Below are 11,929 nucleotides of genomic sequence, written 5' to 3' on the forward strand. Positions count from 1 at the left end.
CACTGTAGTGAGTTCTTACGTCCTTTTTTCAATCGCTGAAAAGGTAGATGCTTCCATAAAAAATTTTGGTATGATGAGAGATGATAGAATTATGAACGATCCAACAGGGAGGAAATGTGAAAAAACCAACAAAGCTGCCCAAATTATACGTTTTTCAGAAAGTCATTATCGTTTTTACCGCATTGATTATTCCTGTCTACCTGGTAAATCTGTTGATGAATATGATGGGGCAATCCTTTATCAAACAGGAATTTTCGAATTCAATCCAGTCCAAAGTACAATTTTATTCGAACCAGTTAGATGATCAAATCTCATTCATCCGAAACCAGCAGTTGCAGGTTATCAACGATTCCGATCTCCAGAAGCTAAACTTTTTATCAGGCACACTTGCCGACTATGAGGAAATCCAACTCGTTAACAGAGTAAAGGAACGATTGTCCACCATACAGAACTCCAGTGAGTATTTGGTCAATACCGGGGTTTATTTGAAATCCTTTGGAAGAACGATCTCTACGCAAGGCGGAATCACTAAACTGCCGAATCAGGAGTATGAGGTGATTGAAAAGTTTTTTAATTATTCGCCTAAACCATCCTTATACTACAGCGATGGCAGATTGTTTTTTATTGAGTTTGCAAATAATTCAAGTGTCATCGTCTATTTGGAGCTATCCGTTAAAAAATTGGAGAAGACACTGAACCAACTAGTCGGAAATTATGGCGATGCCGGTGCTGTTCTCACAAATCAAACGTTTAGTTTTGATATATCACCTAGGCATGAAGATGCCATTGTAGAAAGTATATACAATAGCGTTTCAAAAGAGCAAAATATCCAAACTTTGGACAGTCATGTCCTTAAAGTGGGAGATCAAAGTTACTGGGTCACCTACAACCGAATAAGTACGCTCGGACTAACACTTTTCTCTTATGTCAACCAAAATGAACTCACAGGGTCTCTCAAGAAATTCAATGTATGGTTAATCATTATGTCTTTGGTCTCGATGGCGATCATTCTTGTTTTTTCATTTTCAGTCAAACTGATGATTCACAATCCGCTGAAAGAGTTGATTGCGGCGTTCAAAACGTTGGAAACGGATAACCTGAACATTTCGATAAGGCCGAAAAATGACATTGAGTTCGGTTACCTGTATAGAAGCTTTGACAAGATGATAGACAAGCTTAAGCAATCGATTCAACAAAATTATGAACAAAAAATAGCGCTGCAGCATTCCGAATTAAAGCAGCTGCAATCGCAGATCAATCCTCACTTTTTATACAATGGATTTTTCAATATTTACATGATGTGTAAAGCTAAAGATTACGATACGGTTGCCACATTTGCTCAGAAGCTGGGCAGTTATTATCAGTTTGTTACAAGAAGCGGGGAGGATGAAGTACCGTTCGCCAAGGAATATCGACATGCTATGGATTATGTGGAAATCCAATGTATTAGGTTCTCCAATCGGATTCAAGTCATAGCGGATGAAATTCCCGACGCGTGCAAGCATCACGTGGTGCCGCGTCTGATCCTGCAGCCCATCATCGAAAACACATTTGATCATGCTTTTGAGAACGAACGCAAAGGCGGCAGTATCCATATGACAGTTACGTGTGAGAATGATAGATTGTGCATATGCGTGGAAGATGATGGAAATAAAATCACGGATGAGTTCATTCATTCCCTCGATGAGAGACTCGCCAATTCCTTCAGTGTGCTTGAAAAGACAGGCATCATCAATGTTTGTAATCGAATCCGACTGAAGTATGGCGAGCACAGCGGGTTATTTGTATCCCGAAGTGAATATGGAGGACTGAAAGCAGAAATCATCATTCAATTCAATTATGGGGGCGGCAGCGATGCATAGACTTTTAATTGTTGACGACGAGCCGGCAATTGTCGAAGGGCTTGTACAGATATTTCAAGAAAGAGAGGAGCTCGATCTCGACATATGTAAGGCTTACTCAGCGTTTGAGGCGATTGAAATTATCAAAAAAACGAAGATTGATGTCGTTCTCAGCGATATTCGCATGCCGGAGAAAAACGGATTGCAGTTGATGGATGAGATATTATTTTATTGGCCTTCCTGCAAAATTATTTTTTTGACGGGGCACAACGAGTTTGATTATGTGTACACAGCTATTCAAAAAAATGTGGAAAGCTATATTCTGAAAACGGAAGAAGATGGAGTTGTCATCGGTGCGGTTACAAATGCATTAAAGAAAATAGAGGATGAGTTGGGGAACAATGATCTTGTTGATAAGGCCCGGAAGCAAATGCTGGTCATGGCACCGCTATTGAATAAGGAACTGTTCGAGGCTTTACTTTTAGGAGAAAATGCAGCCGATCTTTTATCCGAAGACCTATTTGCGGGACAAGAATTAAAGCTGAACGGGGATTCCCCTGTATTGATCCTTGTTGGCAAAATGGACTGTTGGCCGGAAGGCATGTCGTATGCTAATAAACGAAACGCGCTTTATTCCGTTAGGAACTTAGTTGAGCAATATCTGCCTACCTCGATGATAAACGAAGATATTGTGTATGAAAATTCGACGATTGTTTGGTTCATTCAGCTTCATTCGGATACGGACAGGTTTCGAAGTGAAGACGATGCGATCGATTGGGGAGGCCTAGTCACCTATTTAAAAGGAGTACTGGAATCGGTTCAAAATGCGTGCCGCGATCTGCTACAAATGGACGTTTCTTTCATCATTTCAAGGGGAGCAGTCGAATGGGACAGCATTCATAAGGAATTTGAACTTATGAAAGCAATGATTAGGAAAAGATCCGCAGCTGGGCTTAAAATGACGATCATGGACCTTGGCATGACGAACGGGTTTTTCAAAGTGGAACCTGCGAAGGTTTCTACCTACTCGGATGAATTCAACAAAAAACTGCGATTGCTTGAAAAAAGGCTGGATGAAGGGGACGAGCGGCAAGCAGAACTCGTCTGCAGGGATCTGATCAGCAGTTTGAAAGTTGATATGGCTCAAAATTACCTTGTCGGTCTAGAAAGGTACTATATGTTTGTACTTGTCTTCTTAGCCTATATCAATGGTCAAAACATTACTGAAAGAATTAAGGATCATAGGCATTTTGAAAATTTTGCCATGATGGACATTCCCGGTGATTGGCTAACAACGGAAGCCTTTTATATTGAGCTTGGCAAACAGATATGCATGGAGAAAAAAGAGCAAGTTGACAAGGGCGAAAACTTGTTAGTTGAGCGAATTCACAGGTTTATAAACGAAAATTTGGGTGGAGATCTTTCTCTTGCGAGAATCGCTGAAGTGGTTTATTTTAATCCTTCGTATCTTTCACGTTTTTATAAGCAGCTTACAGGGCGGAATCTTTCCGACTACATCAATACAGCCAAAGCAGAAGCAGCGGTGAGCATGCTTGAGGACATGCAGGTGAAAATCAATGAAATTGCTTTGAAGCTGGGATTTGAATCTCCTTCCTACTTCACGGCATTTTTTCGGAAAATGAAAGAAGTGTCACCACAGGAATTTAGGGATACGATCATTCATAAAACGAGAAAGTAAACAAAACAGAACGATGTAAATAGTTTATCATAGCGGTTATTCTCTCCCTAGCATTACAATAAATAATGTAAAGCTCGAGCCTTTACCATAGATCGTTAACAACGCTAGTTCTCAATTCGCGAAAATATGGGGGGTAAAACATGAAAAGAAAGCTTGTCAGTTCTGTTCTCATGACTACAGTGATGGTTACATCGTTAGCGGCTTGCAGCGGCAATGATGAAAACGCTTCAAGCCCTACAAGTGCGACGCAGCAAACTACCACTACCCAAACAACCGAAACCGTAGATCCGTTGGGGAAATACGCTCAACCAGTCACTGTTACCGAAGTGATAGGTTTCCGTCCTCCGGAAGACCCGAAAACGCCAAAGGGAATTACACCCGATCAGAATGCCTATCTGAAAGATTTGAAAGAAATGCTGAATATTGATCTGAAATACTTGTGGAGCGTACCGACAGAACAATACGAGCAAAAGTTTTCTCTTGCTCTTGCTTCCGCAGATTTGCCTGACATCTTGGATTTGGATGCCCTGCAATTTGAGAAATTGAAAAGTCAGGGTATGCTTGCAGATCTGACGGATGTTTATAATAAATATGCATCTCCCGCTTTGAAGTCCTATATGCAGGTGGACGGCGGGTTTGCTATGAAAACCACGACTACCGATGGCAAACTTTTGGGTATTCCTGGTTTCGAGGACCCTTACTTATCGACACAGCTATTGTGGATTCGGAAGGATTGGCTGAATAATCTCAACCTGCAGCCTCCGAAAACCATTGACGATCTGGAGAAAATAGCCGATGCCTTTGTCAAAAATGACCCTGGCAAAACCGGCAAAAATGATCGGTATGGCATTGCGATGCAGAAAACCCTCATTGGTTGGGGGTTTGACGCGAGAGGTGTTTTTAACGGCTACGGTACAGCTCCAAAAGCTTGGCTGAAAGGGAAAGATGGCAAGCTTGCAGCGGGTGAAATCCAGCCTGAAACGAAAAATGCCCTGGCTAAGCTGCAGTCCTGGTATCAGAAGGGGATTATTGATAAGGAGTTTGCACTTAAAGACGAGAACAAAGTTGTGGAAGATATTGTTGCCGGCAGGGTCGGCATTTCGTACGGTGAATGGTGGTACCCGAACTGGCCGCTCAATATTAACAAGGACAAGGACCCGTGGGAAGCTTATCCAATTCCATCGCTGGATGGTCAGCCAGGGAAATCGATGGTGGGCAAGGTGCGGATGAGCCACATTATTGCTGTAAACAAAAAAGCGAAAAATCCGGAAGCTGCGCTCAAGATGATTAATTTCTACCTCGAAATGGGCAAAAAACAGTATCTGGAGAAAAACAAAGCGGAAAACGGATATGTTTACAACTGGTTCGTGCCTAGAATCTACAATCCTGCTCAAATTGAAACCATTTACACAGAGGTTAATAAGGCTTTGGATGCCAAACAAGAGGCGATTACGCTCGATGATGATAATTACAAAAATGTTGCGGACGTGTTTAAGGCAACTAAGGAGTTCCTTGCAGGCGATACGACGAATGCAACCAAAGGTTCAAACTGGGGTCAATATTACAGCCGTGCAGCCAAAAATGGCGGTTGGGGCATAACGCGCCAAATTCGTGACAACAAGCAAGTATTCTTCAATGAGTTCTACGGTGTTCCGACGGAAACACAGGTTGAAAAGGGAGCTCAGCTTGATAAACTTCTCGATGAAACCTATACAAAAATCATTATGGGCGCATCGATAAGCGAATTTGACAAATACGTAGAGAGCTGGAAGAAGCTTGGCGGAGACGATATTACGAAGGAAGTAAACGAGTGGTACACGAAGAATGCCGTAAAATAAAGTGAACCATAGAACGGGGGGAGAGGAGTTTCTTACAATCTCTCCCCCATTTCATTAAAATGGGACATTTGAATTTGTGTGCGATTGGAGGCTTCACCGTTGAGAATAAAAACAGAAATGCCGCTGCATCTGATGCTGCTGCCTGGCGTGTTGGTTACCCTTGTATATGCATACGGCCCTATACTGGGAGTCGTGATGGCTTTTCAAAAATTTGAACCGGTGCTTGGTTTTTTTAAATCGAAATGGGTCGGGTTCAAAAACTTTAAATATGTATTCAATCTGCCGGACTTTCATCAGGTCATGTGGAATACGATACTCATTTCATCTTTAAAAATTGCTTTTTCACTACTGGTTCCGCTCATATTGGCGCTTCTACTGAATGAGATTACAAAAAAATGGTTTCAGCGAATGATCCAAACGAGCATTTTTTTACCTTTTTTTCTCGCGTGGACCGTACTAGGCGGGGTTATTCTTGAGTTGTTTTCATTGAGGGGGCCGGTTAACGACATCATTTCAAGCTTTGGTCTGGAACCGATTATGTTCATGGGCAGCAATAATTGGTTTCGAGCCATCATGGTCGGCTCTGATGTTTGGAAAGGTATGGGCTACAATATGATCATTTTTCTGGCTGCCATCACAGGCATCAACGCAAGTCTCTATGAGGCTGCAGAAGTAGATGGTGCTGGTAAATGGAAACAAATGATCCATATCACGTTGCCGGGAATGACGCCCATCATCATTTTAATGAGCACATTAAGTCTGGGCAATATATTGAACGCAGGGTTTGATCAAATCTTGATCATGTATAATCCAACCGTTTATGAAGGTGCTGATATTATCGACACGTTCACTTACCGGCTCGGTTTATTCAGCCAACAGTTTGCGCCTGCAGCGGCAGTGGGGTTATTTAAATCGGGCATATCCGTCGGATTGGTGTCGTTATCGTACTACCTTGCGTACAAATTCAGCAATTACCGAATATTTTAGACGGCTGGAGGATTTCATATGGTTTATAAACCATCATTTAGCAGAAAGCTATTTGTCGTGATGAATGCCTTGGTACTGACATTCATTACTGTTATAGGTATTGTTCCTTTCATTCACCTTTTGGCTGTATCCTTAAGTTCCAATACGGCGGCGATGGCCGGCGAAGTTAAGCTGCTGCCGATTGGATTTACACTCGATGCTTACGTTTATCTCGGACATAAGGTGGAATTTATGAGATCTCTCCGTGTTTCGCTGGAAAGGGTCGTGCTCGGAACGGCAATCAATATGTTTTTGGTTTTCATTACGGCCTATCCGCTTGCCAAAGAAACGGAGAAGTTTCGTTCCAGAACTGTGTATGTGTGGTTTTTTGCGATTACGATTTTTTTGGGCGGAGGACTTATTCCGACGTATATGATCGTGAAATCGACCGGGCTGATTAATACGATCTGGGCGCTTATTTTGCCTGGGGCATTGAATGTATGGAATATGATTATGATGTTGAACTTCTTCAGAGGCATTCCGAAAGAAATGGAAGAAGCGGCTACGATCGACGGGGCAAGTCATTGGACGCTGCTGTGGAAAATTTATTTGCCTGTATCGTTGCCAGCGATCGCAACCATTGGGCTTTTTACCATTATAGGACACTGGAATTCTTGGTTTGACGGCATTCTCTATATGAACTCGCCGGATAAATATCCGCTGCAAACGTATCTTTCCACCTTAATAACAGCCATGAATGCACAAATGCAGTCCGTTAACGTCGAGCAGCTCAAACAGTTGGAGAATCTCAGCGAAAAAACGCTACGAACTGCGCAGATTTTCATGGGTGCGCTGCCGATTCTTATGGTTTACCCATTCGTGCAAAGATATTTTATCAAAGGTATGACAGTAGGAAGTGTAAAGGAATAAAAATAAGGCGGGATAGACAATGGGGAAAATAACAATCGCATTAATCGGAGCTGGACAAAGAGGAGTCAATTATGCGGGGTATGCGTTTGAACATCCGGAAGAGCTGCAGGTAGTTGCCGTTGCAGAACCGAATCAGCAGAGAAACCAAAAGTTTAAATGGCTGCACGCATTGCCTGATGAGATGTGTTTTGAGAGCTGGGAGGATTTATTAGCCAGACCTAAACTCGCGGATGCCGTGCTTATATGTACGCAGGACAACATGCACTATGAACCGACGATGAAAGCGTTGGAAGCGGGATATCACGTATTGCTCGAAAAACCGATGTCTCCTGATCCGCTTGAATGCATCCGCATGGGTGAGCGATCGGAACAATTTGGGCGAGTATTTTCGATTTGTCATGTTCTCCGTTATACGGATTTCTTCGGAACAATCAAAACGTTGTTGAACGAAGGAGCGATTGGCCAGCTCATGTCGATTGGGCATAATGAGAATGTGGCCTATTGGCATCAGGCGCACAGCTTTGTCAGAGGCAATTGGCGTAAAACCGCCGAATCGAGTCCGATGATTTTGGCCAAATCCTGTCATGACCTGGATATTATCCTTTGGTTAGCAGGGGCGGATTGCACCCATGTTTCGTCATTTGGATCGTTGTCTCATTTTAAAAAGGAGAATGCTCCTGAGGGAGCTCCGTTGAGATGCTTAGACGGATGCCCTGTCTCAGATCAATGTCTATACTATGCACCTAAAGTGTACCTTACGGATAATGTAGCCTGGCCTACTTCTGCGATTAGCGATGATCTTAGCTTGGAAGCCCGCACGAAAGCACTGCAAGAGGGGCCGTACGGCAAATGCGTGTACCATTGCGATAATGATGTAGTTGACCATCAAGTCGTCAATATGGAGTTTGCAAATGAAGTGACGGCTGCATTTACGATGAGCGCATTTACGAATGATTGCAGTCGAACCCTCAAACTGATGGGAACGAAAGGTGAAATTCGCGCTGCCATGGAGAAAAATGAGATTGAAGTCATTGATTTTGAAACAGGCATGGCAAAGCAAATCTCACTTGAAACACCAGGAGGACATATCGGTCACGGTGGCGGTGACTTCGGCCTGATCCGCGATTTTATTAAGCTGGTTCAGCAGGGCGGGCAAGGAAATGGGTTAACTTCAGCAGCACATTCGGTACAGAGTCACCTGATGGCTTTTGCTGCGGAGAGGTCAAGAGTAGATCGAAGAGTCGTCCATATGAGAGAATTTAAACAAGACTGACTATAGGTGATGCAGACGATGAAAAAACGGCTAAAATTTCGAGACGATGGTACGTTTGTCATCGTACAATTTTCCGATGTGGAATTTCTCGATGAATTTGATTATGACCCGGAAACACCAATGTATGATTCAGAGACAAGAGCACTTATGGAACGAATCATCGAAGTCGAAAAGCCCGATCTCATTGTATTTGCCGGTGATGTAATCGCGAGTAACCGGGCGAGAGATCCCATTCAATCGTTCCGCCAAGCCGTTGATGTAGCAGAGCAGAGCTGCATTCCATGGGCGGCCGTGTTCGGCAATCATGACTCGGAGGGCGAAGTGCCGAGGAAAGCGATGCATGAGCTGCAGTTGCAGCATGAATTTTGTGTGGCGGAGCCGGATCCAGAAGGCGTTAACGGGGCTGGGAACTTTGTCTTAACTGTGGCGGGGAAGTCCGATGAAACAGCTGCTGCGCTATATTTCGTGGATAGCGGCGACTACTCTTCAATCGGAGATCGGGTTGGCGGTTATGATTGGATTCGCAGAGATCAAATCGATTGGTATGTCAACAAGTCGCGAGAGCTGACAAGGCGTATCGATGATCAACCGCTGCCTGCGCTTGCCTTCTTCCACATTCCCCTACCGGAGTACAATGACGTATGGGATTTTCAAGTATGCTACGGGCATCGTTATGACTCTTGCTGCTCTTCCCCTGCGATTAATTCAGGTATGTTTGCGGCAATGGTGGAGATGGGTGATGTAATGGGGACGTTTGTCGGTCATGACCACGGCAACGATTTTTGGGGAACGCTTCATGGTATTCGCCTTTGCTACGGACGTTCTACGAGATATGTAAGCTATGTGGATGGTGTGCGTCACGACCTGCTGCCTACAGGAGCGAGAGTCATTCGACTGAAGGAGGGGGAGCGTCGGTTCGATACGTGGATTCGTCAGAATGACGGAACCGTCGTGGAGGAGCAGCCGGAGCATCGGCCTGAAGGCAGGAAAGTGGAGTGAGTATCCTTCGGCTGCCACGGTCGAAACGAGGGGATATCAGGTATGGGAAAGAGAGTAGTTTTCACGACGGAAAACGATAGTTAAACGAAGGGCTGCCACGAGGCAGCCTTTTCACTCCGCTAACGGGCTGTTTTCGCTAATACGAAGAAGAAATAAACACTAATGGTGACCAATTCTACTGACCAGTTTGGCGCTTATTGAAATATGCTATCAGGCACGTAGTAAACTTTCTGCGTATCTTTTTTATTTACTGGGTCTGTAACTATAGTAAAATAAACGTTACCGTTTTTTGTCTGTACTCCCTCGATTTCATGGGTTCCCACATTTGTAATATTCACAAGGGTTTTGTATGCTCCTGTGTTTGACATCATAGCAATCTGCGGAGTTTGACCTTCCGCGCCGCCTGATGTAAATATTTCCGTATTACCGAGCATATCAGCACCCTGGAAAGATCCGTTCGGTCTGACTATGCTACTTCCCGACTGCGTAAAGCTGGCAACGCAAGCGCTTACCGCCGCAGCACTGTCCATTCGTACCTGTTCATTGCTGTCAAGAAGCTGATTCAATGCTACCGTGTCATAAATTGACCAAGTTACAGTTCCTTCTGCAGTTTGTATGCGGAAAATAGTATGGGTACTGTTGCCGCCGGCATCAACACGGTATGTCTCACCTAAACTTGTACCGGTCTCATTGGCGTAATTCATATAAGTAAAGCGATGAAGATCCGTATAATTATATGTCGCGCCGGGCGAGTATTGAAGTCTTGCTACCTGGAGCGACCAGTAATACGATGTTGAAGGATCCGCTTTCGAACTGAAATAAAAATAATTTATACCATTGTATGTGTACATATCCAATGTTTGGCAATGACCGGTATTGGTAACGGTCATTTCATCAACGTATGTTGCATTACTTCCGTTTATGAGGAGTCTTGAAAGATAGCATGTTCCCCCAGACCGCTGAGTTACGTACAGATACGTTGAAGCGATGTAAGCTTTCTGAACAGCCACGTTGTGATTAAGTCCTTTGAGATTGTATGCGAGTGTTGCCGAAGCGTTTACAGTTTTCTGAGGAGTTGCCGCGTATACGGGTAAAACAGACATTCCCGAAATAAGAATTGATAGAAGAACAGATGTGAGTAGTTTGAATTGCCTTTTAATAAGGCTCAATGCTTGAACTTGAAACATACGGATACCTCCTTTGTTGTGCAATCCTTTCCATCTTGATCCAATGCTCCATGCTACTTGGCCGTACGCCGCGAGCGGCACCTCCTCCTTGTCGGATGAGCCCGGTCAACAACATAAAAACCCCAACAATAAGACAGGCTCGCAGGCGAGCGAATCAAATTGTTCGGGTTTTCTCATGGACTCCAACCGTCACATTAGTATTCATATGGATGAATAGTAAGCGCTTTCAAGACGATTACATGCTCATGCTAACAGTTTGTTTCAAGAAAGTCAAGCGATATTTAGCAGCCGGCATTGCCAAGCTGCCGACCGTCCAGTTTATAATAAATAGGTTGAGTAATAGAGCAAATATAAAACCGGGAGTGGGACGTTTTGATTGACAAAAGTCGATACCGATTTTATAATTCAAACTAAATCATATCCATTGAATACGGTTAGGTTCGAATATAGAGAGAAACCCTTTCCCGTGATCATATCCTTCAACTGGTGGGGTATGTTCATTAAGGTCAGGGTTTTTATTTATCTGTTTGAAAGGGGAGTTTATATGTATCCAATAATCGATCTTGTAGAGCATCAAACCATTGCCACCGTACAAAAAGAAGAAGAACTAGAGCTTGCTATAAAGAGTCAGGCCAATATTAATTTTTCTGCTAATGGGCTCCATCTTCAATGTTCAGGAATTGGTTAATAAGATAAAAGGCGCAGGTAAGCAAGTCTTTATTCATGTAGAATTCATAGAAGGAATAGTGGCTGATCGGACCGGAATATCTTATTTAGCGAAAAATGTAAAGCCTACGGGCATCATTTCAACAAAAGGTAACCTTATTCGGATTGCGAAAGACATGAATTTGATGGCCATCCAACGTATTTTCCTTATTGATCACAGCGCCGTGCTGAGAGGGATCAAAGCGGCGGAGCAAAGCCAGCCGGATGCGATTGAGGTCATGCCTGGCATTATGCCCCACATTATCGAGGGGCTAACTTCGATGACTCCCTACCCCATTATAGCAGGGGGACTGGTTGACAATCAGCGGGAAATAGACGAGGCTTTACATGCTGGGGCGTTGGCAGTGTCTACAGGAAAATCTGAGTTATGGCAATAGCAAATAAATGATTGCGCTTTCAAGATTGTTATTATATAGTAGCAATATTAGATTATTTTGTATCTTGGGAAGAGACTAATGAGAACCCCTGAT

At 43.6% G+C, this 11,929-nt stretch carries 10 protein-coding genes; 9 read left to right on the forward strand and 1 reads right to left on the reverse strand.

What is annotated here, in order from left to right:
• Nucleotides 1–116: 116 nt before the first annotated feature.
• The 7 genes from QFZ80_RS01595 to QFZ80_RS01625 all read left to right on the forward strand — a co-directional run bounded on the left by QFZ80_RS01595 (nt 117) and on the right by QFZ80_RS01625 (nt 9,546).
• On the forward strand, nt 117–1,862 hold the full coding sequence (locus QFZ80_RS01595; protein WP_307549466.1) for a sensor histidine kinase: 1,746 nt from the start codon (nt 117–119) through the stop codon (nt 1,860–1,862).
• Entirely contained in the window at nt 1,855–3,540 is a 1,686-nt protein-coding gene (locus tag QFZ80_RS01600) for a response regulator transcription factor (RefSeq protein WP_307556878.1), read from the forward strand. Before QFZ80_RS01595 ends, QFZ80_RS01600 begins: the two co-directional genes overlap by 8 nt.
• Before the next feature lie 140 nt (nt 3,541–3,680).
• Nucleotides 3,681–5,378: an extracellular solute-binding protein gene (locus tag QFZ80_RS01605; protein ID WP_307556880.1), complete on the forward strand. Its 1,698-nt coding sequence runs from the start codon at nt 3,681–3,683 to the stop codon at nt 5,376–5,378.
• Between the two features lie 117 nt (nt 5,379–5,495).
• Complete coding sequence (locus QFZ80_RS01610) at nt 5,496–6,365, forward strand: ABC transporter permease (protein WP_373460357.1); 870 nt, start codon at nt 5,496–5,498, stop codon at nt 6,363–6,365.
• A gap of 18 nt (nt 6,366–6,383) precedes the next feature.
• The gene (locus tag QFZ80_RS01615) at nt 6,384–7,274 is read left to right on the forward strand and encodes a carbohydrate ABC transporter permease (protein WP_307556883.1); all 891 of its coding nucleotides are present in this window, start codon (nt 6,384–6,386) and stop codon (nt 7,272–7,274) included.
• 19 nt (nt 7,275–7,293) lie between these two features.
• A complete protein-coding gene (locus QFZ80_RS01620; RefSeq protein WP_307549455.1) occupies nt 7,294–8,547 on the forward strand; it encodes a Gfo/Idh/MocA family protein in 1,254 nt (417 codons plus the stop codon).
• 18 nt (nt 8,548–8,565) lie between these two features.
• Complete coding sequence (locus QFZ80_RS01625) at nt 8,566–9,546, forward strand: metallophosphoesterase family protein (RefSeq protein WP_307549453.1); 981 nt, start codon at nt 8,566–8,568, stop codon at nt 9,544–9,546.
• Nucleotides 9,547–9,740: 194 nt separating this feature from the next.
• On the opposite strand, the gene QFZ80_RS01630 is transcribed toward QFZ80_RS01625, so the two are convergent.
• Nucleotides 9,741–10,733 carry a helveticin J family class III bacteriocin gene (locus QFZ80_RS01630; RefSeq protein WP_307549450.1) on the reverse strand — a complete coding sequence of 331 codons (993 nt, stop codon included), beginning with the start codon at nt 10,731–10,733 and terminating at the stop codon, nt 9,741–9,743.
• A gap of 544 nt (nt 10,734–11,277) precedes the next feature.
• Here QFZ80_RS01630 and QFZ80_RS01635 point away from each other — a divergent pair.
• Both QFZ80_RS01635 and QFZ80_RS01640 read left to right on the forward strand, forming a co-directional pair.
• Nucleotides 11,278–11,421 (forward strand): hypothetical protein, encoded by a 144-nt coding sequence (locus QFZ80_RS01635; protein ID WP_307556885.1) that lies wholly within the window; start codon nt 11,278–11,280, stop codon nt 11,419–11,421.
• Nucleotides 11,387–11,836 (forward strand): glycerol-3-phosphate responsive antiterminator, encoded by a 450-nt coding sequence (locus tag QFZ80_RS01640; protein WP_307556887.1) that lies wholly within the window; start codon nt 11,387–11,389, stop codon nt 11,834–11,836. Before QFZ80_RS01635 ends, QFZ80_RS01640 begins: the two co-directional genes overlap by 35 nt.
• The last annotated feature ends 93 nt before the right edge of the window (nt 11,837–11,929 follow it).

Origin of the sequence: Paenibacillus sp. V4I7 (assembly GCF_030817275.1) — a bacterium.
Lineage (GTDB): Bacteria > Bacillota > Bacilli > Paenibacillales > NBRC-103111 > Paenibacillus_E.

Excerpts from the sequence above, each read along its gene's own strand:
- QFZ80_RS01605 (WP_307556880.1), top strand. The coding sequence starts at position 3,681 with ATGAAAAGAAAGCTTGTCAGTTCTGTTCTCATGACTACAGTGATGGTT.
- QFZ80_RS01610 (WP_373460357.1), top strand. The coding sequence starts at position 5,496 with ATGCCGCTGCATCTGATGCTGCTGCCTGGCGTGTTGGTTACCCTTGTA.
- QFZ80_RS01630 (WP_307549450.1), bottom strand. The coding sequence starts at position 10,733 with ATGTTTCAAGTTCAAGCATTGAGCCTTATTAAAAGGCAATTCAAACTA.
- QFZ80_RS01615 (WP_307556883.1), top strand. The coding sequence starts at position 6,384 with ATGGTTTATAAACCATCATTTAGCAGAAAGCTATTTGTCGTGATGAAT.
- QFZ80_RS01635 (WP_307556885.1), top strand. The coding sequence starts at position 11,278 with ATGTATCCAATAATCGATCTTGTAGAGCATCAAACCATTGCCACCGTA.
- QFZ80_RS01625 (WP_307549453.1), top strand. The coding sequence starts at position 8,566 with ATGAAAAAACGGCTAAAATTTCGAGACGATGGTACGTTTGTCATCGTA.
- QFZ80_RS01620 (WP_307549455.1), top strand. The coding sequence starts at position 7,294 with ATGGGGAAAATAACAATCGCATTAATCGGAGCTGGACAAAGAGGAGTC.
- QFZ80_RS01600 (WP_307556878.1), top strand. The coding sequence starts at position 1,855 with ATGCATAGACTTTTAATTGTTGACGACGAGCCGGCAATTGTCGAAGGG.
- QFZ80_RS01640 (WP_307556887.1), top strand. The coding sequence starts at position 11,387 with ATGGGCTCCATCTTCAATGTTCAGGAATTGGTTAATAAGATAAAAGGC.